26 protein-coding genes are annotated in these 22,120 nt (G+C 62.6%); 9 read left to right on the forward strand and 17 right to left on the reverse strand.

Translation table 11 applies throughout. The features are described from left to right. Window positions 1-19: 19 nt before the first annotated feature. Complete coding sequence (locus tag NKJ06_RS17495) at window positions 20-1,141, reverse strand: DUF2336 domain-containing protein (RefSeq protein ID WP_352628090.1); 1,122 nt, start codon at window positions 1,139-1,141, stop codon at window positions 20-22. Window positions 1,142-1,294: 153 nt separating this feature from the next. On the opposite strand from NKJ06_RS17495, the gene NKJ06_RS17500 reads away from it, so the two are divergent. Both NKJ06_RS17500 and NKJ06_RS17505 read left to right on the forward strand, forming a co-directional pair. Further along, the gene (locus NKJ06_RS17500) at window positions 1,295-1,747 is read left to right on the forward strand and encodes a MaoC family dehydratase (protein WP_352628089.1); all 453 of its coding nucleotides are present in this window, start codon (window positions 1,295-1,297) and stop codon (window positions 1,745-1,747) included. A 3-nt stretch (window positions 1,748-1,750) separates the two neighbouring features. Further along, a complete protein-coding gene (locus NKJ06_RS17505) occupies window positions 1,751-2,632 on the forward strand; it encodes an HpcH/HpaI aldolase/citrate lyase family protein (RefSeq protein ID WP_352628088.1) in 882 nt (293 codons plus the stop codon). Window positions 2,633-2,644: 12 nt separating this feature from the next. Here the strand turns inward: NKJ06_RS17505 and NKJ06_RS17510 are convergent, their stop codons facing one another. Further along, entirely contained in the window at window positions 2,645-3,319 is a 675-nt protein-coding gene (locus NKJ06_RS17510) for a methyltransferase family protein (protein ID WP_352628087.1), read from the reverse strand. A gap of 149 nt (window positions 3,320-3,468) precedes the next feature. Here NKJ06_RS17510 and NKJ06_RS17515 point away from each other — a divergent pair, with 149 nt between their 5' ends. Beyond that, complete coding sequence (locus NKJ06_RS17515; RefSeq protein WP_352628086.1) at window positions 3,469-4,188, forward strand: TetR/AcrR family transcriptional regulator; 720 nt, start codon at window positions 3,469-3,471, stop codon at window positions 4,186-4,188. Between the two features lie 4 nt (window positions 4,189-4,192). On the opposite strand, the gene NKJ06_RS17520 is transcribed toward NKJ06_RS17515, so the two are convergent. Together NKJ06_RS17520 and NKJ06_RS17525 are read right to left on the reverse strand one after the other, a co-directional pair. Continuing rightward, window positions 4,193-4,801, reverse strand: coding sequence for a flavin reductase family protein (locus tag NKJ06_RS17520; RefSeq protein ID WP_352628085.1), 609 nt, complete (start codon window positions 4,799-4,801; stop codon window positions 4,193-4,195). Next, a complete protein-coding gene (locus tag NKJ06_RS17525) occupies window positions 4,802-5,386 on the reverse strand; it encodes a nitroreductase family protein (RefSeq protein ID WP_352628084.1) in 585 nt (194 codons plus the stop codon). 158 nt (window positions 5,387-5,544) lie between these two features. Here NKJ06_RS17525 and NKJ06_RS17530 point away from each other — a divergent pair, with 158 nt between their 5' ends. Further along, window positions 5,545-6,507 carry an RgsD C-terminal domain-containing protein gene (locus tag NKJ06_RS17530; RefSeq protein WP_352628083.1) on the forward strand — a complete coding sequence of 321 codons (963 nt, stop codon included), beginning with the start codon at window positions 5,545-5,547 and terminating at the stop codon, window positions 6,505-6,507. Window positions 6,508-6,540: 33 nt separating this feature from the next. On the opposite strand, the gene NKJ06_RS17535 is transcribed toward NKJ06_RS17530, so the two are convergent. The 6 genes from NKJ06_RS17535 to yidD form a co-directional block, all read right to left on the reverse strand. Continuing rightward, entirely contained in the window at window positions 6,541-6,855 is a 315-nt protein-coding gene (locus tag NKJ06_RS17535) for a type II toxin-antitoxin system RelE/ParE family toxin (RefSeq protein ID WP_352628082.1), read from the reverse strand. Then, window positions 6,845-7,120: a type II toxin-antitoxin system ParD family antitoxin gene (locus NKJ06_RS17540; protein ID WP_352628081.1), complete on the reverse strand. Its 276-nt coding sequence runs from the start codon at window positions 7,118-7,120 to the stop codon at window positions 6,845-6,847. Before NKJ06_RS17540 ends, NKJ06_RS17535 begins: the two co-directional genes overlap by 11 nt. Window positions 7,121-7,229: 109 nt before the next feature. Further along, the gene (locus NKJ06_RS17545; protein WP_352628080.1) at window positions 7,230-8,168 is read right to left on the reverse strand and encodes a lysophospholipid acyltransferase family protein; all 939 of its coding nucleotides are present in this window, start codon (window positions 8,166-8,168) and stop codon (window positions 7,230-7,232) included. An 86-nt stretch (window positions 8,169-8,254) separates the two neighbouring features. Further along, complete coding sequence (gene thrS, locus NKJ06_RS17550; RefSeq protein WP_352628146.1) at window positions 8,255-10,231, reverse strand: threonine--tRNA ligase; 1,977 nt, start codon at window positions 10,229-10,231, stop codon at window positions 8,255-8,257. A gap of 178 nt (window positions 10,232-10,409) precedes the next feature. After that, window positions 10,410-11,237 carry a class D beta-lactamase gene (gene blaOXA / locus NKJ06_RS17555; RefSeq protein ID WP_352628079.1) on the reverse strand — a complete coding sequence of 276 codons (828 nt, stop codon included), beginning with the start codon at window positions 11,235-11,237 and terminating at the stop codon, window positions 10,410-10,412. Between the two features lie 134 nt (window positions 11,238-11,371). Next, complete coding sequence (gene yidD / locus NKJ06_RS17560; protein WP_352628077.1) at window positions 11,372-11,746, reverse strand: membrane protein insertion efficiency factor YidD; 375 nt, start codon at window positions 11,744-11,746, stop codon at window positions 11,372-11,374. Window positions 11,747-12,081: 335 nt separating this feature from the next. Here yidD and NKJ06_RS17565 point away from each other — a divergent pair, with 335 nt between their 5' ends. Further along, the gene (locus tag NKJ06_RS17565) at window positions 12,082-12,987 is read left to right on the forward strand and encodes a LysR substrate-binding domain-containing protein (protein WP_352628074.1); all 906 of its coding nucleotides are present in this window, start codon (window positions 12,082-12,084) and stop codon (window positions 12,985-12,987) included. A gap of 17 nt (window positions 12,988-13,004) precedes the next feature. On the opposite strand, the gene NKJ06_RS17570 is transcribed toward NKJ06_RS17565, so the two are convergent. Beyond that, the gene (locus NKJ06_RS17570) at window positions 13,005-13,451 is read right to left on the reverse strand and encodes an iron-sulfur cluster assembly scaffold protein (RefSeq protein ID WP_352628072.1); all 447 of its coding nucleotides are present in this window, start codon (window positions 13,449-13,451) and stop codon (window positions 13,005-13,007) included. 239 nt (window positions 13,452-13,690) lie between these two features. Here NKJ06_RS17570 and folE point away from each other — a divergent pair, with 239 nt between their 5' ends. From folE to NKJ06_RS17590, 4 genes are all read left to right on the forward strand, one after another. Beyond that, a complete protein-coding gene (gene folE, locus NKJ06_RS17575; protein WP_352628070.1) occupies window positions 13,691-14,326 on the forward strand; it encodes a GTP cyclohydrolase I FolE in 636 nt (211 codons plus the stop codon). Between the two features lie 36 nt (window positions 14,327-14,362). After that, window positions 14,363-14,824: a phosphoribosyl-AMP cyclohydrolase gene (gene hisI, locus NKJ06_RS17580; RefSeq protein ID WP_352628068.1), complete on the forward strand. Its 462-nt coding sequence runs from the start codon at window positions 14,363-14,365 to the stop codon at window positions 14,822-14,824. 138 nt (window positions 14,825-14,962) lie between these two features. After that, window positions 14,963-15,874: a patatin family protein gene (locus tag NKJ06_RS17585; RefSeq protein WP_502899252.1), complete on the forward strand. Its 912-nt coding sequence runs from the start codon at window positions 14,963-14,965 to the stop codon at window positions 15,872-15,874. A gap of 139 nt (window positions 15,875-16,013) precedes the next feature. Next, complete coding sequence (locus tag NKJ06_RS17590) at window positions 16,014-16,571, forward strand: dihydrofolate reductase family protein (RefSeq protein WP_352628066.1); 558 nt, start codon at window positions 16,014-16,016, stop codon at window positions 16,569-16,571. A gap of 15 nt (window positions 16,572-16,586) precedes the next feature. On the opposite strand, the gene recJ is transcribed toward NKJ06_RS17590, so the two are convergent. The 6 genes from recJ to NKJ06_RS17620 all read right to left on the reverse strand — a co-directional run bounded on the left by recJ (window position 16,587) and on the right by NKJ06_RS17620 (window position 22,089). Continuing rightward, entirely contained in the window at window positions 16,587-18,371 is a 1,785-nt protein-coding gene (recJ, locus tag NKJ06_RS17595) for a single-stranded-DNA-specific exonuclease RecJ (RefSeq protein WP_352628064.1), read from the reverse strand. Between the two features lie 189 nt (window positions 18,372-18,560). Beyond that, window positions 18,561-18,785 carry a DUF6434 domain-containing protein gene (locus NKJ06_RS17600; RefSeq protein ID WP_352628062.1) on the reverse strand — a complete coding sequence of 75 codons (225 nt, stop codon included), beginning with the start codon at window positions 18,783-18,785 and terminating at the stop codon, window positions 18,561-18,563. Between the two features lie 73 nt (window positions 18,786-18,858). Next, entirely contained in the window at window positions 18,859-19,842 is a 984-nt protein-coding gene (gene glpX, locus NKJ06_RS17605) for a class II fructose-bisphosphatase (protein ID WP_352628060.1), read from the reverse strand. Between the two features lie 203 nt (window positions 19,843-20,045). Continuing rightward, window positions 20,046-20,213 (reverse strand): Thivi_2564 family membrane protein, encoded by a 168-nt coding sequence (locus NKJ06_RS17610; protein WP_352628058.1) that lies wholly within the window; start codon window positions 20,211-20,213, stop codon window positions 20,046-20,048. Continuing rightward, window positions 20,195-20,638 carry a hypothetical protein gene (locus tag NKJ06_RS17615; protein WP_352810293.1) on the reverse strand — a complete coding sequence of 148 codons (444 nt, stop codon included), beginning with the start codon at window positions 20,636-20,638 and terminating at the stop codon, window positions 20,195-20,197. The genes NKJ06_RS17610 and NKJ06_RS17615 overlap by 19 nt, the downstream gene beginning before the upstream one ends. A 137-nt stretch (window positions 20,639-20,775) precedes the next feature. After that, window positions 20,776-22,089 (reverse strand): homoserine dehydrogenase, encoded by a 1,314-nt coding sequence (locus tag NKJ06_RS17620; RefSeq protein ID WP_352628054.1) that lies wholly within the window; start codon window positions 22,087-22,089, stop codon window positions 20,776-20,778. Between the last annotated feature and the right edge of the window lie 31 nt (window positions 22,090-22,120).

Genomic DNA, 22,120 nt, shown 5'->3' on the forward strand with positions numbered 1-22,120 from the left:
ACCTGAATATCGATACACTTCAGGCGGCCGCTATCGCCAGCGCATGGCCCCGCGCGTTCTCGCGCAGCGCATCGAGATGGATCGACTTGACCAGCGCGGCCAGATCGCCTTCCGCCGACTGTCCACCCACTTCCTTGAGCATCAGCCAGCTGACCTCCTGCACACCGGCGACGCGCTTGCCGTTGGCGACCTCGCGCCAGATCTTCAGCGCGCGCAGGATGACGGCGTGCGTAGCGGCGGCGAGGCCGGCGCTGCGGAACAACGCCTGCAAGGCGATATCGTGCCCGCCGGCAAGCAGCGCCCTCACCCTTTGTTCGGACTGCCGGCCGAGCGCGACTAGCGCCGAACCGAAGAAATCGACCTTTCCATGCGCGATGGTGCGGATGAGGAAGCTGGCGGTGAGATCGCCGCGCAACCTGAGATGCTCGATCAGTGCGGCGTGTTCTTCCTGGCGCGTGCCTTCGATCAGCGTCACCGAGGCCTTGACGCAGGCATCACGCATGACCCGGTCGGCGCGCGCCGCGCCCATCAACGCCATCACCAACGGCGACGTTTTCAGCATCTCACCGAGCTTGACCAGCAGCATATGCCGGCAGTCGGCAGGCAGGCGGGCGTCCGATATCAGCGCCTCACGAACCAAAGGCAGATGGCCATGGCGTTCGGCCATGCGGCGGAAGCTGAGCGAGGCGATGTCGGCGCCGCTGTTGGCGAGCAGCACGGTACAGGCTTCGGCCTCGCCGATCTCGGCGATGGCCGCAGACAGCGCCATCGAGACGAGCGGCCGGTCGGCGATCAATTTCTGCGTCGCCTTCGGACTTGAGGCCACGCGGTTGATCAGATCGGCGTCGGTGAGCAGCGGCGAGCGTGCCAGCACCACGCCGGCGACTTCCGGCTGGTCTGACGCCAGCACGCTGATGATCTGCAGTGGCGCGTGGTGGCTCATCGACAGCGCCTCGGCCATCGCCAGACGCACCTTCGACGAGGCGTCGTCGAGCAGCAGCGTCAGCGCAGCCTCGGCAGCGCAGCGGTCCTCGAAAGGCAATTCGGAATTGATATAGGCCCGGGCCAAAGCACTGGCCGCGGCGGCGCGCTCCGACACCCTGGCCGTGTAAATCCACTTCAGGAAATGCGAAACAACCATGCCCGTCTGCTTACGCCCCTTGCCAGAAGGTCTCTGGCCCCGACCAGGACCGTAGGCAGAAATGGTTTACGAACGGTTCACCATGTTCATTAACTGGCTTGCGAGCGCTGGATGCAGCGCATATCAACCGTCAGGTAGTGGAGGCGAGAGAAAATGGCCGGGCTTTATCTCCAGGAGTTCGTTGTCGGCCAGGTCTTCCAGCACACGCTGCGCAAGACTGTCACCGAAAGCGACAACATGCTGTTTTCGGTGATGACGCTGAACCCGCAGCCGCTGCATATCGACTTCGATTTTGCCGCCAAGAGCGAATGGGGCAAGCCGCTGGTCAACTCGCTGTTCACGCTCGGGCTGATGATCGGCATTTCGGTCAATGACATCACCGTCGGCACCACGGTGGCCAATCTTGGAATGAAGGAAACCGTGTTTCCGCATCCGGTCTTCCATGGCGACACCATCCGGGTCGAGACAACGGTCATCTCGGTGCGCGAGTCCAGGTCGAAACCCGATCGCGGCATCGTCGAATTCGAGCATCGCGCCTACAACCAGCATGGCGATCTCGTCGCCAAATGCACGAGGCAAGCGATGATGCTGAAGAAGGCGGCCTGACGCATGCGTTCTTTGCTGTTCGTCCCCGGGGATTCCGAGAGGAAGCTGCAAAAAGGGTTTGGAGCCGGCGCCGATGTGGTCATCGTCGACCTGGAAGATTCCGTGGCGCCGCACAACAAGGGGCTGGCGCGCGAGGTGGCTGCGCGCTTCATCGTCGAGCGCAGGGCGCAAACCGGCTCGGCGATCTATGTCAGAGTCAACGATCTGTCGACCGGGCTGACCGATGACGATCTGGCGGCGTTGGTACCGGCAAGACCCGATGGCATCATGTTGCCCAAGTCGAACAGCGGCCAGGATGTGCAGCATTTGTCGGCAAAGCTCAGGGTACACGAGGCCGAAAACGGCCTCGTCGATGGCGCGATCAGGATCCTGCCGATCATCACCGAAACGCCGGCAGGCGTGCTGGCGGCCGCGACCTACGCCGGAACAAGCGCACGGCTTGCCGGTCTCACCTGGGGCGCGGAAGACCTGTCGGCGGCGATCGGCGCGCGTTCGGCCCGCGACGAGCGCGGTCGCTACACGGACGTGTTCCGTCACGCTCGCACAGCGACCATCCTTGCGGCCGGGGCCGCGGAGGTCGCGGCGATCGACACCGTCTTTCCGAATTTTCGCGACATGGCCGCCTTCGAAGCGGAATGCGCCGAGGCCGAACGCGACGGTTTCACCGGCAAGATGGCGATCCACCCCGACCAGGTACCCGTCATCAACGCCGCCTTCACGCCGTCGGTCGAGGCCGTGAGACAATCGGCGGCGATCGTCGCCGCATTCCAGGCGGCCGGAAATCCAGGCGTCGTCGGCATCGACGGCAAGATGTACGACAGACCGCATCTGCGGCTGGCCGAGCGGCTTCTGGCGCGGGCCAAGGCGGCAGGTATTTCCGCCTGAGCGCTTGAATCGCTACCAGACCAGCGGAATCAGGCGGTAGCGAACATGGGCCGCATAGTCGTCATAGCCTCGCAGGCCGGTGCGCAGCGTGCTTTCCTCAATGAATGTGCGGGCAGCCAGAAGAATGATGAAGACGATCACCGATGCCAGCCCCCACCACGAGCCGAGCAAGAGTGCCGTGCCGGCAAAGAAGAGAATAGCGCCGGCATACATAGGATGCCGCACGTAGCTGTAGGGACCCGTGGTGATCACGCGCTGGCCGCGCTCGTCCTGGATCTTCACGACGGGCGCCGCGAAACTGTTCTCCAGCATCGTCAGGTGGCAGATCCATATCCCCAGCAGCAGGATCGTCGCGCCAATCACCTGCATCCAGATGGGAACCACCGACCAGCCGAAACGGACATCGAAGCCCATCAGGGCCTGCCAACCGAAGATAGCGGCCAGCAGTATGGTCAACAGCACCTTGTCGGCCGCGGTTTGATTCTTCTGGATGGGAGGGCTCAGCCGCTCATTCATCAGGCCGGGATCGCGCCGGGTCAGCGCCACGCCCATGGTGAGGCTAAGTCCCACCATTACCACCAGGAATACCCAGGCTCCCGGCCAGTGCAGCGTGCCGGCCGACAGGAAGAGCAAGGCGCCCATGACGCCGAACCACGCAAATGTCTGAAGAATCAACTTCGAGATCATGACAAAACCTTCCGCGACATGCCCCCACCGATTGGCCGCTCTAGACCACTGGTCTATTATACCGACCGATGGTCTGCTATTCAAGCCGGCAGGCCAACGATCGCCGCGCATCTGGACGAGAGCGGCCATCGCGTGCAGAAGGTTTCGTCATGCCCCGTGTCATCAAGCATCCCGAGCTCAGGCGAGAAGAACTTCTGGATCATGCTCAGGCGCTTTTCCTGACGCAGGGCTACGACAAGGCGAGCCTGAACGACGTCATCGCCGCCGCCGGCGTCTCCAAGGGCGCCTTCTATCACTACTTCGCCTCCAAGGACGCTCTTCTGCTGGCGCTGGCCGAGCGATTCGCGAGACAGGCACTGGCTGGCGTCCAAGACATACTCGACGATCCCGGTCTCGATCCGCTCGGCCGCCTGAACAGCCTGCTGGACCAGTCGCGGCGCGCCAAGATCGACACTGCGCCGGAAGCCTGGGCTCTTTTTGAGACGCTGTTTCGGCCGGAGAATCTGGTGCTTTTCCACCGCATCAACCTGGCGGCCAGCGCGTCGTTTTCGCCCTTGCTGGTCAAGATCATCAGGCAAGGCATCGAAGACGGCACCTTCAGGACATTCGACCCGGAGGGCGTCGCCGATATCCTCATGCAGTTCGGCATGGCCACGCACGACATCATTGCCAAGGCATTCGCCGGCGGCAGCGACGCCGACATGGACATCGCCATAGAAATCCTGGAGAAACGCGTCAGGCTCTACGAGATCGCTCTCGACCGCATACTTGGCCTCCCTGATGGAAGCATTCGCATCGGCGAACCCGGCTATGTGCGCGCCGTCATGACAGCCCGGCGGAGGACAAGCGCTGACAAGGCGCGGGCCTAGGCGTCTAATCCTTGTCCCAGCGCGGCCGGCGCATCGAAAACACCTCGTTGACGCTGGCATAATCCATGTAGCCGAGACGAGCGACATTGCCGGCCTGGGTAATGTCGAACAGGCCGTCCCTGAGGAAGGTATCGTCGATGTATACGCCGACCACTTCACCGGCGACGACGACAGCGCTTGTCGGCGATCCGTCCAGCGCCTTTGGCCGAAAGACCTCCGTCACCCGGCATTCGAGCGCGGCCGGCGCTGCCGCCACGCGCGGCGGCGCGACCAGGCGCGACGGCGCCATGGCAAGGTCGGCATAGACGAATTCATTGACGCCGCGCGGCGCGTTGACCGATGTGCGGTTCATCTTCTCCGCAAGATCGCGGCTGACCAGATTGGCGACGAACTCGCCGGTCTCCTGGGCAAAGGAAGCGCTGTCCTTCTCGCCCTCGGAGGAGAACCAGACGATGAACGGCCGCGTCGAAACGGCATTGAAGAAAGAGTACGGGGCGAGGTTGATCTCACCAGCCCCGTTCAGTGTCGAAATCCAGCCGATCGGACGCGGCGCCACGATCGCCTTCGACGGATCGTGCGGCAGCCCGTGGCCTTTTGACGGCTCGTAGAACATTCAGCCGTTCCATGGTCCCGAATAATCGGCATAGAGCGTCGCCGGATCAGGTCGTGGTCGCTCCGGCGCCGGCCCTGCATAGGAGCCGATATGGATGAAGCCGACGACGCGCTCGTGCGGCGCCAGCCCGAGCAGCGCCCTGCCCTCCGGCACATCCGAATACCAGTTGCTGATCATGTTGGTGCCATAACCCAGCGCATTGGCTGCCATCATCAGGTTCATCGCCGCCATGCCGCCCGACAGGAACATTTCCCATTGTGGGATTTTGGGATTCTCCCTGGGGATCGACACGACGCCGATCACCAGCGGCGCGCGCGAGAACCGCGCCAGTTCCTGATTACGGCGGCCTTCCGGCAAGGGTCCCTCCCGCTGCTCGGCAAGCGCGGCCAGTTGTCTGCCGATCTCGATACGAGCGTCGCCACGATAGAGGATAAAGCGCCAGGGCTCCAATCGGCCATGGTCGGGCACCCGCGAGGCGGCAGTGATCATCGTCGCGATCTCCGCATCGCTCGGCGCCGGCTCCTTCAAATCAGGGATCGGCGCGGAGTTTCGGGTCAGCAGGAAATTGATGATTGGCGACGCCATGGGCGCAAATCTCCTAAAACACTCTGTTTTGAGCTGAAGCGCACCATCGGGAATTCGGGCGGCTCGGGCATTGGCGCGGAATACGCCGGACGGAAGAGTCATATCGATCGGACTCTTAAGCCTTGAAATTGCCACCGCCATGGGCTTCAACGCAAGGCATGTTTGAGGGGACTGTCCGTCTTTTACTGGTCTGGCTCGGCGCCCTGCTGTTCATGGCGCCGGTTTCGTTCGCCTTAGCACAGAAAGTGGACGGCGTAAGCGACCTGAAGCTTCCGGGAATCTCGAGCTATGCGACGCCGAAAGGCGAGACGTCACTGGCGCTGAGCGGCGGCGGCGCCATCACGCTCTCCGCCCAGCTGACCGACAAGGGTTCCGACATCACGCGCGGCATCGTCTGGCGGGTCTTCAAGCCCGAAGCCGTTAACGGCAAATTGCCGATGGTCGCCTCCGCCCATGGCGGCACCGCCGTCTTCCAGCTCGAGCCCGGCAGCTATCTGGTTCACGCCTCCTATGGCAGGGCCGGCGCTACCAAGCGCATCACCGTCAGTAAGGACGCCAAGCGCGAGAGTCTCGTGCTCGACGCCGGCGGCCTCAAGCTCGACGCCGTGCTGTCCGGCGGCGTGCGCATCCCGCCCAAGAAGCTGCGCTTTTCGATCTACGAGGGCACAGCCGAGGCCAATGGCGACCGCGCGCTGATCATTCCCGATGTCGAGCCCAACAGCGTCGTGCGGCTCAACGCCGGCATCTACCATGTCGTCTCGACCTATGGCGCGGTCAACGCGGTCATCCGCTCCGACATCCGCGTCGAGGCAGGCAAGCTGACCGAAGCCACCGTCGAACATCACGCCGCAGAGATCACGATGAAACTGGTGCGCGAGACCGGTGGCGAGGCGATCGCCGATACCTCCTGGTCGCTGCTCAACGAATCCGGCGATCCGATCAAGGAAACCGTCGGCGCATTCGCCTCGATGGTGCTGGCCGAGGGCGACTACACCATCATCGCCAAGAACCGCGACCGCATCTACCAGAAGGATTTCACGGTCGTGGCCGGGCAGAACCAGGAGATCGAGGTTCTGGCCACCGAGGCAGCGGCGATGGACCCTGAGGAAGGCGCGGACTAGACCTGACTGCGGTTCGCAATCCTACCGGAGGAATCAGGTGTCAGCTTCATCCTCTGAACTGGCCGGATAATCCTGTCCTCCATAGAGCACACGCAGTATGACCACGGTGTCACCGCTGACCCGGAAAACGATCGACACGCGGCGTTCAAAACCGACGATGCGGACGCCGGGGCCAACAGCGTCGCGCACGGTCCCGCGCTCCGGGAAGGTGGACAGTGCCATGCACGCGGCCTCTATGCGGTCGACATAGTCGCCGGCACGCCGACGCCCGCTGTCGTTTTCGACGTAGCTGTAGATGGCGAAGAGATCGGCTTGAGCCGCCGGCCTGAAGACGACCTTATGCGTCACGCTTAGCGGCCTTCATGCGGTCCGCATGATGGGCGCGCAGCGCTTTGAAGACGTCTTCTGCGGGGATGTCCGGACGCGGGTCGTCAAGGGCTTCCTGGACCTTGGCGCGCATGACAGCGGTGATGATCTGCTCCTCGCGATCGAGGGCGCGTAGCGCCGCGCGCATGACCTCGCTGGCGGAGTCGTAGGCGCCCGACGCCAAGCGTGCGTCGACGCTGCTCTGCTGGCGGCCGAGGGTCACGGTGATTGGTTTGCTGGTTCTCATGGCAAGTTCGTTCCTTGCCTCCTTATAACACCGCAACGTTACAGTGTCATACTATTTTCTGAACGGACGGTCGAGTCTCGACCCCTCGTAAGCCGGACCGTTTGTCGCCTCAAGCAGCCAGCTTGGTCCGCGCCGGCAGGAACGGAATCCGGCGGCGCGTCACGACTGGCGCCAGGTCGAACACGCCGCGATAAAGGCGGTCGAGCAATACCTTGCGGTCGCGCAACGGCTCCAGTTCGCTCCAGCACAGCACCTCGCCGACACGCACGACGATCGCCTTGCCGGACAGCCGCGCGAATTCGTGGATGAGCAGCGACGTGCGCAATGTCAGCGACGCCTTTCCGACGAACTTCGCTACCCGACCGTCGCGTTCGGCCATGTTCATCGGCCCACTGACCAGATGGAACAGCCTGCCGTTCTGTCCGGAAAAATGCATCGGGATGACCGACGCTTTTGCCTCCTGAATGAGACGCGCCGGAAACATCTTCCACGGCAGGTCGCGCGCCCGGCCAAAACCTTTTGGCGCGGTGGCGACACCACCGGCCGGAAACACCACGATGGTGACGCCTTCCTTGAGCAGCCGCACCGCCTCGTGGCGCACGGCCATGTTGTTCTTCAGCGCGTCCTTGGTTTCGGAAAAGTCGATCGGCAGCGAGTACGGTTCCATCTCGCGGATCTTGAGCAGGTCCTTGTGGATCATCACCCGGAATGGGCGTCCGAGCTGCTCGGCCAATGACAGCACGGCAATGCCGTCACCAATACCGAACGGATGATTGGCGACGATCACCAGCGGCGTATCCGGCAATTGTGCGGGCGGCCATTGGTCTGATGTCCGCACTCGCACGTCGATCAGGTCGAGCATGCGGCTGAACACGCGTTCGCCGGTCGGAACGACCTGACGGCGCCAGAAATCATAGAGCGCGGTGTAACGGTCGCGGCCCGACAGGCCTTCGACCGAATGAATGAACCAGCGCGTCAGCGCTGGCTGGCGCGGATTGGCATAGGAAAGCTCGGGAAAGGGTCGTTCGCGCGATTTCAGCTTGAGCATAGGGGTTCGTTACAAGGCCGGCGTGACAAGGATATGAAAATGGCGGTGGGTCGCTCCACCGCCATTTTTGGTCTGAACCATACCGATCAGGCCGCGCGTTTGCGCTTGCGGTCGGGTGTAACAGCCTCTTCGGTCAGTTTCGCGATCGCCTGGTCAAGGCCAAGCGATTCCTGGTCGCGTGAGCCCAACCTGCGCATGTTGACCGTCTGCTCTTCCGCCTCGCGCTTGCCGCAGACGAGGATGACCGGAACCTTGGCCAGCGAGTGTTCGCGGACCTTGTAGTTGATCTTTTCGTTGCGCAAATCCGCTTCCGCCAACAGGCCGGCGGCCTTCAGCTTTGCCACCACCTCCGTCGCATAGCCGTCGGCATCCGAGGTGATCGTCGCCACCACCACCTGCAGCGGCGCGAACCAGAGCGGGAAATGGCCGGAATAGTTCTCGATCAGGATGCCGAGGAAGCGCTCCATCGAGCCACAGATGGCGCGGTGCACCATCACTGGCTGCTTCTTCTCCGAATCCGAGCCGATATAGAAGGCGCCGAATCGCTCCGGCAGGTTGAAATCGACCTGCGTCGTGCCGCACTGCCATTCGCGGCCGATGGCGTCCTTCAGCACATACTCGAATTTCGGCCCGTAGAAGGCGCCCTCACCCGGATTGATCGAGGTCTTGATGCGATTGCCGGACCGCGTCCTGATCGTCTCCAGCACGCTGCCCATGATCGCCTCGGCGTGGTCCCACGCCTCGTCGGTGCCGACGCGCTTGTCCGGCCGTGTCGACAGCTTGACGCTGATCTCGTCAAAACCGAAATCGGCATAGGTCGACAGAATCAGATCGTTGATGCGCAGGCACTCCGACGCCAACTGCTCCTCGGTGCAGAAGATATGCGCATCGTCCTGCGTGAAGCCGCGCACGCGCATCAGCCCGTGCAACGCGCCCGACGGCTCGTAGCGATGCACATTGCCAAATTCTGCAAGCTTTACGGGCAGATCGCGATAAGACTTCAACCCATGCTTGAAAATCTGCACATGACCAGGGCAGTTCATCGGCTTCAGCGCGAAGACACGATCGTCGTCGGTATCGTCGCCGGCGACAGTCACCTTGAACATGGCGTCGCGATACCAGCCCCAGTGGCCTGACGTCTCCCACAGGCTCTTGTCGAGCACCTGCGGTGCGTTGACCTCCTGATAGCCCTGCTCGTCGAGGCGGCGGCGCATGTAATTGACCAGGTTCTGGAACATCTTCCAGCCCTTGGCATGCCAGAAGACGACGCCAGGCCCCTCTTCCTGGAAATGGAACAGGTCCATCTCGCGGCCAATCTTCCTGTGGTCGCGCTTCTCGGCCTCCTCCAGCATCATCTGGTAGGCTTCAAGCTGGGCCTGGTCAGCCCAGGCCGTGCCATAGATGCGCGTCAGCATCGGGTTGTTCGAGTCGCCGCGCCAATAGGCACCGGCCACCTTCATAAGCTTGAAGGCATTGCCGATCTGGCCGGTTGAGGCCATGTGCGGTCCGCGACAGAGGTCGAACCAATCGCCCTGCGCGTAGATCTTGAGGTCCTGATCCTCGGGAATGGCGTCGATCAGCTCCAGCTTGTAGCGCTCGCCCTTGTCGGCAAACACTTTTTTTGCCTTGTCGCGCGACCAGACGTCCTTGGTGAACGGCTTGTTGCGCGCGATGATCTCGCGCATCTTCTTCTCGATCACCGGAAAGTCGTCTGGCGTGAACGGCTCGTTGCGGGCGAAGTCGTAATAGAAGCCGTTCTCGATCACCGGCCCGATGGTCACCTGCGTTCCCGGCCACAGTTCCTGTACGGCTTCCGCCAGCACGTGTGCGGTGTCGTGGCGGATCAGTTCCAGCGCGCGCGGATCGTCGCGGGTGACGATCTCGACCTTGCCGGACTTGCCGAGCGGATCACTGAGGTCGCGCACGGTGCCATCGATGGCGTAGGCGACGGCCTTCTTGGCGAGCGATTTCGAGATCGATTCGGCGAGGCCAGCACCGGTCATCGCCGCGTCGTATTCGCGGACGGAGCCATCGGGAAATGTCAGGGAAACGGAATTCAGCATCATGTATCTCCTATCCAGTCCCGCAAACGAGCGCGGGTGGTTAAAATGCATGTCGCCCAAAAGTGTATGGCGGTTTTGGGGTTACGACATGCATCGATGGAAGCCGGATGCGTCCGGCGGCGGCTGTCTTTTATGGACAGATTCCGCCGCCGTAAAGCCCGGCTCAGGCGTCAGGCCTTCATTTAATGAGCAGCGGCAAGTCCTTCAGGAACGCGGCCCGCGTCTTGAGGCCCTTGGGCATATCGGTGCGGTTGGTGTCGACCACCAGCCGCGCAAAAACGATCTGGCGGCCGCCCTTGTTCGCCCAGCCGACGAACCAGCCGAGCGAGCGCTTGTCCCTGATCTTGTCGGCATCGCTAGCCAGCCTGGTGCTGCCGGTCTTGCCTTGCACCGTCCAGCCCCCGGCCTGGAATGTCGGGATGATGGCGTTGGTCATGTCATAGGCTTTGGCCGAGACGGGCAGCTTGCGGGTTAGAAGCTTGCGCAGGAAATCGACCTGCTCGACCGGTGTGATCTTCAGGGAAGAATTCACCCAGGACTGGGTCAGGCCATTATTCTTGCCGGGGTTGCCGGAAACATCGGCGTTGCCGTAGTCGAATTTCAAGACGTAGCCGGCAAAACTCTGCGACCCAAGCCGGCGGGTGATTTCCCGGGAGAACCACAGGATCGAATCCCGCTCCCAGGTTACCGGATCGACGGTCTTCTGATCCCGCTTCACCGCGTTGAATTCCGGCTTGTAGTCCCAGCTCGGCGTGTGCTTGTCGCTCAGGATTCCGCTGTCATAGCCGATCAATGACAGCGGCACCTTGAACGTCGACGCCGGGCTGAACCGCTGATCGCAAACCCCATCCTGGTAGAGCGTCTTGCCGCTCGCCGCATCGGCGATCAGCGTGCATTGGACGTCCTTCAGCGGCGCCGATTGCGCGCGCAGCGGAAACCCCAGCAGCCAGGCGAGCAGGAAAAGGATCCCGGCAAAGATGAAGGGAAGACGGTCGAAATTACGCATTTTCTGCTCGCTCCAGAGGGGTTCGCGAGCGGCTTAGCGAGGTCTCTTGTCTCGATTTTGTCTCAAATGCGCAGTCTTTGTGCAGGCTGGCGTTAACCCTACCGGATCGTAAACGCGCGGTGCCGCCGGCTCGATCACCCCTGCGCTTCGCCGGGCTTGCTGCCGATCCGCCAGTAGCGCCATGGCGTGAACCAGACATAGCGCTCAGCCAAGGTTTCCGGCACGCGGTCGATGCCATGCGTGCCGAATGGCCCGCAGCGCAGCACGCGGAAAAAACCCATCCAGCCGCCGGCCCACAGGCCGTGGCGGGCGATCGCCTCATGCGCGTATTCGGAACAGGTCGGCAGATGCCGGCAGGAATTGCCGATGAAGCCGGACAGCGTCAGCTGGTAAAGGCGCACGAGCGACGTGCCGAGAAGACGGCCCGGCGTCTTGCGCCACGGGCCGGGCCAGTTGCGGCCGCGCTTTGGCGGTCCGGCGATATGCGCATGCCCATGCTGGTCGCGCACCACAGTCTCCGTATCGCATTTCCTAGCCGATAGATGTGGGCTTCCATTGGAGAACGCAATCCCCGATCCTTGCGCGCCTCCGTCGTCACAGACAGAAACGGCGAAACGGCTGCCTGTCAGCCGAAGGCGCCCAGCGGCCAGGACTGGCCGATTCTTCGCGGCACTTTTCATGCTGCCTTTCGTCACGCCATTGAAACGTTGCGATCCGCATGACATCGCCAAAGATGCTCAGCAACTGGATCATGTTTGTGTCTCCTTTGACTCGATTAGACTGCCGCTGGCCTTCGCCTTCAAACGAGTATAATTTCCACTTCGGATAATCCTGGGTTATGCGAATGAAGCGCGGACGCCTGCCGCTGACGGCATTGAGGAGCTTCGAGGCGGCAGGCCGGCATCTGAGCTTCAGTCGGGCCGCCGAGGAGCTTTTCGTCTCGCAGGCGGCGATCAGCCGGCAGATCCGCGAACTCGAGATCTTCCTGCGCCAGCCCTTGTTCGAACGTCACCATCGTCGCGTCGAACTAACCGACACCGGCCGGCGTCTGCTGGATCAGCTCGTCAGAAGTTTTGACGCCATCGACACCTTGCTTGGGGAACTGGTGGAGACGCCGGCGCAGGTCGTGGTTCGCGTCAGCGTTGAACCATCCCTTGCCTCAGTGTGGCTGGTGCCCCGGCTCAACCGGTTTCGCCAATTGCGTCCCGATATCGATATTTCTCTCGAAGTCGATCCAAGGCTGATCGAGTTCCGCAGCGATCAGCCAGAACTTGCCTTGCGCTTCAGCGCGCATGCCAACTCCTGGCCGCGCAGCCAGGCCGAGCGGCTTGCCTCGACGGTCGATTCACCGGTTCTGTCGCCGGCGCTGCTTGCCTCGGGCCCTCCCCTCGAGAGGCCGATAGACCTTGGTCGCTACACGCTTTTGCACGAGGAGAACCGTCAGGGCTGGGCGCGCTGGTTCGAAGCGGCCGGCGTGCCAGCCGACGCCGTGCCCGCGCGCGGTCCGATGCTGGCGGACGCGTCGCTTTCAAAGCAGGCCGCCCTGCTCGGACATGGCGTGGCACTGGGCGATCTCCTGCAGATCGGCGAGGAAATCAAATCCGGCACGCTGGTCAAGCCGTTCGACATCGACGTCGCATCCGGCGCCTATTGGCTGGTGGCCAGAAGCTTGCGCGATCTTTCGGAGCCTGCCGCCGCGTTTGCCGAGTGGGTACGCAGCGAATTTGCCGAAAGCAGACGTGCGCTGTAACCGTCGGCTATCGGGCCTCAGGCCGCTTCTTCGGCGCGCTTCTTCTCGATCTGGCCGATCGCGTCGACCACCGCATCGAAGGTCAGCATGGTCGAGGCATGGCGGGCCTTGTAGTCGCGCACCGGCTCCAGATATTTCAGGTCGGCGAAGCGGCCGCCAGGCGGCGCGCCATTTTCCTTCAGCATCTTCAGCATCGTATCGCGCACCGCACGCAGTTCTTCGGCATTCGCGCCGACGACGTGCTGCGCCATGATCGAGGACGACGCCTGGCCGAGCGCGCAGGCCTTCACGTCATGGGCAAAGTCCGTGACCACGCCATCCTGCATCTTGAGATCGACGGTGACGGTCGAGCCGCACAGCTTGGAATGCGCCTTGGCGGTCGCGTCGGGATGATCGAGGCGGCCGATACGGGCGATATTTCCGGCGAAACCCAGAATTTTCGCATTGTAGACGTCGTTTATCATTATTTTCCAATCCATCGCCGCCAAGCGAACAGCGATTGCCGCTGTCGTGTCTTCCTTTCGCTCGTCATGACCATATATAATGGTGGCAGTCCGGTATCGACAAGACAACGAAAGCCAGTGTCCTTGCCGGGAAGTTCACGCCACTTACGGGGCTGGAAACGGGGCGAGTTTCCGACACCGAAAGGTCGTGGTCCGTTCAACTCGTTCCTCCGTCGAGAGGGACTACGGGAGACGCCTTTATGGATGCAGTCATCAAGAAACTCATGCCCCAATCAGCCTATATGGAGAAGCCGGTTACCGACCGGCCGAGCGAAGCCGAGGTCGAGGCCGCAGTGCGCACGCTTTTGCGCTGGACCGGCGACAATCCAGACCGCGAAGGGCTGGCCGACACGCCCAAGCGCGTGGCCAAGGCCTTTCGCGAAATGTTCGGCGGCTACGATATGTGCCCGGCCGACGAACTCGGCCGCACCTTCGAGGAGGTCGCCGGCTACGACGACCTGGTCATCGTCAAGGACATCACATTCCATTCGCATTGCGAGCACCACATGGTGCCGATCATCGGCAAGGCGCATGTCGGCTATCTGCCGGACGGCAAGGTCGTCGGCCTGTCCAAGATCGCACGCGTGGTCGATATCTTCGCCCATCGCCTGCAGACGCAGGAGGCCCTGACGGCCCAGATCGCCGGCGTCATCCAGGATGTGCTCAATCCGCGCGGCGTCGCCGTGATGATCGAGGCCGAGCACATGTGCATGGCCATGCGCGGCATCCGCAAGCAGGGTTCCACAACGCTGACCTCGACCTTCACCGGTGTCTTCAAGGATACGCCCGAAGAGCAGGTTCGTTTCGTCACCATGGTGCGCGGCGGCGGGGTCTGAATGGCCCTCGCCGGCCACTAAGAACAAGGACCGGCGATGTCGGCACTGGAATTTCCAAAAGCTCCGTCAGACAAGAAAGCGTTGGAGGAAGGCGCGGTGTTTTCACCGCGCTTCGACGCAGCCGGCCTCGTCACCGTCGTCGTCACCGATGCCGAAGACGGCATGCTGTTGATGGTTGCGCACATGAATGCGCAAGCGCTGGCGCTGACGCTGGAAACAGGCATCGCCCACTACTGGTCGCGTTCGCGCAGCGCGCTGTGGAAAAAAGGCGAAACGTCAGGCAATTTCCAGCATGTCGTCGACATGCTCACGGATTGTGACCAGGACGCCATATGGTTGCGCGTCAAAGTGTTGGGCCACGACGCAACCTGTCACACCGGCCGGCGTTCATGCTTTTATCGGACGGTGGGGCTGATCGACGGCAAGGGGACGCTTGCCGACGACGGCAGCAAGCCGCTGTTCGATGCAGAAAACACGTATCGGAAGTCATCAGCTTGAACCTTCTGCCTGACACCAGCGACACAGATTCATCATTTCGATACGGCCCGCCTGTATATTGGCCATGGGACAAGGGAGATCATGATGCTCGAGTGGGCGTCATTGCGTAACAGACCAGATGTCAGGGAGGCCAACGGCCTGTCTTCGTCCGGCGGCGCATCGGAAACACCAAGGAAAACCGGCATTTCGCTCGCCTTGGGTGGAGGTTGCGCCCGCGGCTGGGCGCATATCGGCGTGCTGCGCGCGCTCGACGAAGCCGGCATCGAAGTGTCGATGATCGCCGGCACCTCGATCGGCGCGCTGGTCGGCGGCTGCTATCTCGCGGGCAAACTGGACGAACTGGAAGAATTCGCGCGCAGCCTGACCAAGCGACGCATCTTCGGCCTGCTCGATCTCAACCTGCGCGGCAGCGGCCTGTTCGGCGGCATGAAGCTCGACGCCCGGCTGCGCGAGCACATGGCCGGCATTCGTTTCGAGGACCTGGCCAAGCCGTTCGTCGCAGTCACGTCCGAAATCCGTACCGGCCATGAAATCTGGCTGTCGAGCGGCTCATTGATCACCGCCATGCGCGCCTCCTATGCGCTGCCCGGCGTGTTCGAGCCGGTGGATTGCAACGGCCGCGTGCTGGTCGACGGTGCGCTGGTCAACCCGGTTCCGGTTTCGGTCTGCCGCGCCTATGAGCAGCCACTCGTTGTGGCGGTCAATCTTCACTACGACCTGTTCGGGCGCGCTGCGGTGATAAAACACAGCGCCGGCGAGCTGGTCATCGAAAAGGATGCGCCGAGGCCCGGCCAGATCGACGCCGAGCACCGGTCGCATCAGACCCGGCTCGGCATCACCGGCGTTATGGTCGAGGCCTTCAACATCATCCAGGATCGCATTTCGCGCGCCAGGCTTGCCGGCGATCCACCAGACATGTCGCTGCAGCCAAAGCTCAGCCATATCGGCCTGACCGAGTTCCACCGCGCCGACGAGGCGATCAACCTCGGCTATCAGGCAACGATGGCGCAGATCGGCGAACTGACCCGGCTGCAGTCCGTTCTCGCCTAGGCCTGGCTGCCATTCACCAAAAATTGGTCGGTTCCCGTCACAGCGATGAGACCCGCACCGTCTGCGTTCATCTCGCGACTAACCGATTGCAAAACGCAATTGGTTATGGTCGTCTGGTAAGGATCGAACGGAGGCGCAGATGGCCAGAATAGTCTATTCCATGCTGACATCCTTGGACGGCTATATCGCCGGGCCGGATGGGGAAATTGGCTTGCCCGTACCCGAGACAGGACTGCACCAACACTTCAATGAAATGATGAAACAGACCTCTGTCGTTCTCGCCGGACGGCGGATGTATGAGGTAATGCGCTTCTGGGACAGTCCGGATCGCGAGACCGGCGCCACAGAGGTCGAACGGGATTTTGCCCGTGCATGGCGAGAGACACCGAAGATCGTGTTCTCAACCACACTTGGCCACGTCGGGCACAATGCCCGGCTGGTGAATGGCGATGCCCTGACCACGGTAAGATCTCTCAAATCGCAGACGGATGGCCTCATCATCCTAGGCGGCGCCGATCTTGCCGCCACTCTGGCAAGAGCTGGTCTCATCGACGAATACCGGCTGTACATGCACCCGGTCGTGCTAGGCGGCGGCAAGCCGTATTTTCGTTCTGGCCTATCCCTGACGCTGAAGCCACTCGGCGCGGAAAGTCTTGCCCAGGGCGTGACGCTGACGCGCTACGCACCGGCCAGTTGAGCTGACCTCAGGCAACTACGCGCGCGCCGCATCGGTGATGCGAAACTGAACGGTGCGGTTGCCGTTCCAATGGTTGCCCGACAACGAACCGGCGACGTGGATTGTCTTGCCGCGGTTCTTGAACAGGAATTCGCCGAGTGCGGTATCGACGGCGCGAAAGGCGATCGCCTGGATACGGCCGCCGCTTTCCGATTGCAGCTCGACGCGGATGTGGTTGGTGCCGACCGACCGCGCATCGGCCAGCCGATGACGCGGCAGAGCGAAAACGGGTGCCGCATGTCCGGCACCGAACGGTCCGGCCTTTTCCAGCGCGTCGAGCAGGCCGAGCGTCGCGCCTTCGGCGGCAAGCGCTCCGTCGATCGCCAGGCTTTCCTCCCCTTGCAAGCGAAACACATCGGCCGCCGCCCGCTCTTCGAAAAACGCCCTGAGCTCGCCGAGCTTCGCCCGCTCCACGGTGATGCCCGCCGCCATGCCGTGGCCGCCGCCCTTGACGATCAGCCCGGCATTGGCCGCCTCGCGCACCAGCCGGCCGAGGTCGAAACCCGATACCGAGCGGCCCGAGCCGGTGCCGGTGCCGTTGGCATTGAAGGCAATGGCGAAGGCGGGCCGGCGCGCATGATCCTTCAATCGCGAGGCCAGCAGGCCGACAATGCCAGGATGCCAGTTGTTGCTGGCGGTGACGACGATGGCGGGGCCATTGCCGCCGGCAAGTTCGGCATCGGCTTCGGCGCGCGCCGCCGCGAGCATCTCCTGCTCCATCAGCTGCCGTTCCTGGTTGAGCCGGTCGAGCGTTTCGGCAATGGTGCGCGCCTCGACCGGGTGGTCGGTCGCAAGCAGCCTGCTGCCGAGTGCGGCATCGCCGATGCGTCCGCCGGCATTGATGCGCGGGCCGATCAGGTAGGCCAGATGGAAGGGGCTGATCGGCTCGCCGATACGCGAGACCCGTGCCAGCGCGGCAAGCCCTTCGTTCTTCTGCTGACGCGCCATCTGCAGCCCCTTGACGACGAAAGCGCGGTTGATGCCGGTCAGCGGCACCACGTCACAGACGGTGGCAAGGGCGACGAGATCGAGCAGCGAAAGCAGGTCCGGCGGCGTGGCATCGGCCATGCGGCCACGCAGGATCTTGGCTGTCTGCACAAGCGCGAGGAAGACCACGCCGGCAGCACAGAGATGGCCCTGCCCGGAAAGATCGTCGTCGCGATTGGGATTGACGACAGCGATTGCCGCCGGCAAGGCGCCGCCGACCTGATGGTGGTCGAGCACCACGACATCGGCCCCAGCCTCATTGGCGGCATCGATGGAAACGGCGCTGTTGGTGCCGCAATCGACGGTGACGATCAGTGTTGCGCCACGCGAAACCAGTTCACGCATAGCGTCTGGATTGGGACCATAGCCCTCGAAAATGCGATCCGGGATGTAGATTTCCGACGGCACGGAGAAATGCGTGAGGAACCGTTTCAGCAAGGCTGACGAGGCGGCGCCGTCGACATCATAGTCGCCGAAGATCGCCACCTTTTCCCTGGCCATCACCGCGGCGGCGATGCGCGCCGCGGCCCTGTCCATGTCGGTCAGCGATGCCGGATTCGGCAGAAGGTCGCGGATCGTCGGATCGAGAAATCGCTCGGTCTGCTCGGCGGTGACTCCGCGACCGGCAAGCACGCGCGCGACGATGTCGGGCACGCCGTGGCCTTGCGCGATGGCAAGCGCGGTCATGTCCTGGCGCTCGGTCAGCCGGTGTTCCCAGGAAACGCCTGATACCGACTGCCTGACATCGAGGAAGAGGCGTTTTTCGCCGGTCATACTGTTTGCCGACTCATGGTTGGCCGCAGGATAGTGCATGTCGCCCAAAAGTGTGCAGCGGTTTTGGGACGACGACCTGCATAAACAACAACCTAAAGCGCGTCGCGTGAACGCAACGCGCTTTAGGCCAGAGGCTGGCAAAGCCAAGCGGTTCGCGGTGATGCGCCGTCCCGGGAGATTTCAAGAAAACTACGCTTTCCGCTTTTCAGCCTGACGACGCAGCCACTCGTCGACCGCCTCGCCCATCGTCTTTTCCGCACCGTCCTTGAGCCAGGCCATGAAAGGTCGGTCGAACCTGAACGCATCGCCGCATTCCCGGGTGAGAAAGCGGCGTACGTTCTGGGTGTTGCGATAAGACTTCGTGATCGCGGTGGCGCGCGAAATCGGATCCGCGTGCCAGTCGAATGGTTTCATCGTCAAATCCTTGCAGTCAGCATCGGATGCCCCTGAATGGCTAACAATTGCAAGGTGGCTTCGCAAGCGAGCGTCAGAACTTATCCAGGTCCTGATGGCGGGCCTTGATCTCGCGCACCGTCCGCGACGACGAGCGCAGCACGATCGTGTGGGTGGTGATATAGTTTTGGCCGAACTTGACGCCTGCCAGCATGTTGCCGTCGGTGACGCCGGTGGCCGCGAACAGCACGTCGCCGCGCGCCATGTCTTCGGCCCGATAGACCCGCTTTGGATTGGAAATGCCCATCTTCGCGGCGCGAGCGACCTTTTCCGGCGTGTCGAGGATCAGCCGGCCCTGCATCTGGCCGCCGGTACAGCGCAACGCCGCCGCGGCCAGAACGCCCTCCGGCGCGCCGCCAGTGCCGAGGTAGATGTCGATGCCGGTTTCCTCGGGATCGGTGGTGTGGATGACGCCTGCCACATCGCCGTCGCCGATCAGCCGGATCGCAGCACCCGTGGCGCGCACAGCCTCGATCAGCTTGGTATGGCGTGGCCGGTCGAGGATGCAGGCGGTAATGTCCGAGACGGCGACGCCCTTGGCGCGGGCGAGGCTCGCCATGTTTTCGGCCGGCGTGGCATCGATGTCGATGACGCCGTCGGCATAGCCCGGACCGATGGCGATCTTGTCCATGTAGACATCGGGCGCGAACAGCAGGCTGCCTTTCTCGGCGATGGCGATGACGGCGAGCGCATTGGGCAGGTTCTTGGCGCAGATCGTCGTGCCTTCCAGCGGATCGAGCGCGATATCGACGGCAGGACCTTTGCCCGAGCCGACTTCCTCGCCGATATAGAGCATCGGCGCCTCGTCGCGTTCGCCCTCGCCGATTACCACCGTACCCTTGATGGCGAGCCGGTTGAGTTCCTGGCGCATGGCATCCACGGCGACCTGGTCGGCCGCCATTTCGTCCCCGCGCCCGCGCAGCCTGGCGGCCGCGACGGCGGCCCGTTCGGTGACACGCACCAGCTCCATGGTGAGTATCCGATCAAGACCGGGAACGATATTCTGGGCCACATTCATCTGGTGATTTCCTCGTTGGCAATGCGGCCTCCCGCCGGAGGCGGCCTGTTTTGTCAAACGAGCATGACAACGGCAAGACCTGCAGAAGATTTTATCGAATAACCAGCAATATCAATCGATTAAACAGCATTCCGAAACGAAATCAGCCCGGTCGCAGTGGACCGGACCGGGTTGAAAAAGTGAAAATCGGCGCCCTTAGCGACCTAGAAAACCGCGAGATATTTGAGCAGCGAAATGATGCCGATGATGATGACGATGATCTGCGCGATCTGTCTCGTCCGGGCGTCGAGCGGCAGGCGCTGAACCAGATAGAGAACGAGTATGATGACGAGGAATGTGATCAGGATGCTGATCAAGGCGGATGAAGCCATAGTGCCCTCCTTAAAAATGATCTGCTGAAACAGGGAAATGAGCCGGCAAACCCGGCCTTATCGCGCCGCGGGCAATACCAGCGGCGCGACGTATCGTTCGTCGACTGACCAATGGCGAAACCGGCCATAAAGCCGAGCAAACCGATCACGCCGACCACCGCTGTCGTCGTCCCGGGATTTTCGCGCGCGACTTCGGAGACCGCGTGGGCCTGCGTGCGTAACTGCTGAGCGGTTCGCGACGCGCGGGTCGCGGCCGTGTCGTAGAAGTCAGATGCCTGCTCGCTAGCGTCCAGCATTTCCGCACCGCGCGCCGAAATGCTCTTGTTGATCTTGGTGATCTCCTTGCGCAGTTCGGCAATCTGTTTTTCCAGCGTCTTCTGGATGTCGTCGATATCAGGGGTATCGGATTTGTTGGTATCGGCCATGAAGCGGCTCCCTCTGGTTGCTGACCAAGAGAACGGCGGCGACGCGAATTCGTTCCGGTGGATCGTGGCAACTTGCCATCAACCGACGCGAAGATGCCGGCGGGATTCTTGAGCCCGCGCGGCTATCGGGCGGAAAACTACCCTGCCCGCTCGATGCGGATGACCTGCGGCTTGTCGGTCAGATGGCCGTCCTTGGTGATGCCGTCGACGGCCTTGCGTACGGCAGCCTCGGTCGTCTCGTGGGTAACGAGGATCACCGTCTTTTGCGCCGCCGCTTCGCCGTTGACTGCGTGCTGGACGATCGATTCCAGCGAAATATCGCTGTCGGCCATGCGCTTGGCAATTGCCGCAAACACACCGATACGATCATGCACGGTCAGCCGGATGAAGTAGCCGCCGGCATGGCTGCGCATCTGCGCCTTCTTGTAGGGTTTCAATTCCTTTGCTGGCTGGCCGAAGACCGGACCGTGCTGGAAACCGGGCCGGCTCTTGGCGATGTCGGCGATGTCGCCGATCACAGCCGATGCGGTGGCGTTGCCGCCAGCACCGGGGCCGGACAGCAGCAGCTCGCCCAAAATGTCGGTCTCGATCGCCACCGCATTGGTAACGCCATGAACCTGCGCGATGACCGAGGCGGTCGGCACCATGGTCGGGTGCACGCGCTGCTCGATGCCGCTGTCGGTGCGCTGGGCGACGCCCAGCAGCTTGATCCGGTAACCGAGATCGCCCGCCGCGCGGATGTCGGCCTGGGAGATGTTGGAAATGCCCTCCATGTAGATGTCGTTGGCGGCGATCCTGGTGCCGAAGGCAAGGCTGGTCAGGATCGACAGCTTGTGCGCGGTGTCGTGGCCCTCGATGTCGAAAGTCGGATCGGCCTCGGCATAGCCCAGCCGCTGTGCGTCCTTCAGGCAGGCATCGAACGAGATGCCCTCGGCCTCCATGCGGGTCAGGATATAGTTGCAGGTGCCGTTGAGAATGCCGAAGACGCGGGTGACCGAATTGCCGGCCATCGCCTCGCGCATCGTCTTGATGACGGGGATGCCGCCCGCCACTGCCGCCTCGTAGTTGAGCAGCACGCCGCGCTTCTCGGCGATCTCGGCCAGCGCCACGCCATGCTTGGCAAGCAGCGCCTTGTTGGCGGTGACGACGTGACGACCGGCTTCGAGCGCTGCTTTCACCGACAAGCGCGCCGGCCCCTCGTCGCCGCCGATCAGTTCGACGAACACGTCGATTTCGGCGGTCTGGGCCATCTTGACCGGATCGTCGAACCATTTTGCGGCACTGACATCGACGCCGCGATCGCGCTTCTGGTCGCGCGCCGAGACCGCGGTGACGACGATATCGCGCCCGCACTGCCGGGTCAGTTCCGCCGCTTTGTCGCGCAGTACGCGCGCCACCGACGCGCCGACGGTGCCGAGACCGGCAATTCCAACACGCAATGCTTCAGCCATGTCCGGCGACGTCCCTCAAGTCAGATCGAAA

The sequence above is a fragment of the Mesorhizobium sp. M0293 genome (assembly GCF_040321735.1).
Taxonomy (GTDB): domain Bacteria; phylum Pseudomonadota; class Alphaproteobacteria; order Rhizobiales; family Rhizobiaceae; genus Mesorhizobium.

Coding starts and splice junctions, on each gene's coding strand:
- NKJ06_RS17530 (WP_352628083.1), top strand. CDS start 5,545: ATGTTTGAGGGGACTGTCCGTCTTTTACTGGTCTGGCTCGGCGCCCTG.
- recJ (WP_352628064.1), bottom strand. CDS start 18,371: ATGACCGGCGAAAAACGCCTCTTCCTCGATGTCAGGCAGTCGGTATCA.
- NKJ06_RS17600 (WP_352628062.1), bottom strand. CDS start 18,785: ATGAAACCATTCGACTGGCACGCGGATCCGATTTCGCGCGCCACCGCG.
- NKJ06_RS17495 (WP_352628090.1), bottom strand. CDS start 1,141: ATGGTTGTTTCGCATTTCCTGAAGTGGATTTACACGGCCAGGGTGTCG.
- NKJ06_RS17500 (WP_352628089.1), top strand. CDS start 1,295: ATGGCCGGGCTTTATCTCCAGGAGTTCGTTGTCGGCCAGGTCTTCCAG.
- NKJ06_RS17570 (WP_352628072.1), bottom strand. CDS start 13,451: ATGATAAACGACGTCTACAATGCGAAAATTCTGGGTTTCGCCGGAAAT.
- thrS (WP_352628146.1), bottom strand. CDS start 10,231: ATGCTGAATTCCGTTTCCCTGACATTTCCCGATGGCTCCGTCCGCGAA.
- NKJ06_RS17620 (WP_352628054.1), bottom strand. CDS start 22,089: ATGGCTGAAGCATTGCGTGTTGGAATTGCCGGTCTCGGCACCGTCGGC.
- NKJ06_RS17565 (WP_352628074.1), top strand. CDS start 12,082: ATGAAGCGCGGACGCCTGCCGCTGACGGCATTGAGGAGCTTCGAGGCG.
- blaOXA (WP_352628079.1), bottom strand. CDS start 11,237: ATGCGTAATTTCGACCGTCTTCCCTTCATCTTTGCCGGGATCCTTTTC.
- NKJ06_RS17540 (WP_352628081.1), bottom strand. CDS start 7,120: ATGAGAACCAGCAAACCAATCACCGTGACCCTCGGCCGCCAGCAGAGC.
- NKJ06_RS17525 (WP_352628084.1), bottom strand. CDS start 5,386: ATGGCGTCGCCAATCATCAATTTCCTGCTGACCCGAAACTCCGCGCCG.
- glpX (WP_352628060.1), bottom strand. CDS start 19,842: ATGAATGTGGCCCAGAATATCGTTCCCGGTCTTGATCGGATACTCACC.
- hisI (WP_352628068.1), top strand. CDS start 14,363: ATGTCGGCACTGGAATTTCCAAAAGCTCCGTCAGACAAGAAAGCGTTG.
- NKJ06_RS17505 (WP_352628088.1), top strand. CDS start 1,751: ATGCGTTCTTTGCTGTTCGTCCCCGGGGATTCCGAGAGGAAGCTGCAA.
- NKJ06_RS17520 (WP_352628085.1), bottom strand. CDS start 4,801: ATGTTCTACGAGCCGTCAAAAGGCCACGGGCTGCCGCACGATCCGTCG.
- folE (WP_352628070.1), top strand. CDS start 13,691: ATGGATGCAGTCATCAAGAAACTCATGCCCCAATCAGCCTATATGGAG.
- NKJ06_RS17545 (WP_352628080.1), bottom strand. CDS start 8,168: ATGCTCAAGCTGAAATCGCGCGAACGACCCTTTCCCGAGCTTTCCTAT.
- NKJ06_RS17610 (WP_352628058.1), bottom strand. CDS start 20,213: ATGGCTTCATCCGCCTTGATCAGCATCCTGATCACATTCCTCGTCATC.
- NKJ06_RS17510 (WP_352628087.1), bottom strand. CDS start 3,319: ATGATCTCGAAGTTGATTCTTCAGACATTTGCGTGGTTCGGCGTCATG.
- NKJ06_RS17515 (WP_352628086.1), top strand. CDS start 3,469: ATGCCCCGTGTCATCAAGCATCCCGAGCTCAGGCGAGAAGAACTTCTG.
- NKJ06_RS17615 (WP_352810293.1), bottom strand. CDS start 20,638: ATGGCCGATACCAACAAATCCGATACCCCTGATATCGACGACATCCAG.
- NKJ06_RS17590 (WP_352628066.1), top strand. CDS start 16,014: ATGGCCAGAATAGTCTATTCCATGCTGACATCCTTGGACGGCTATATC.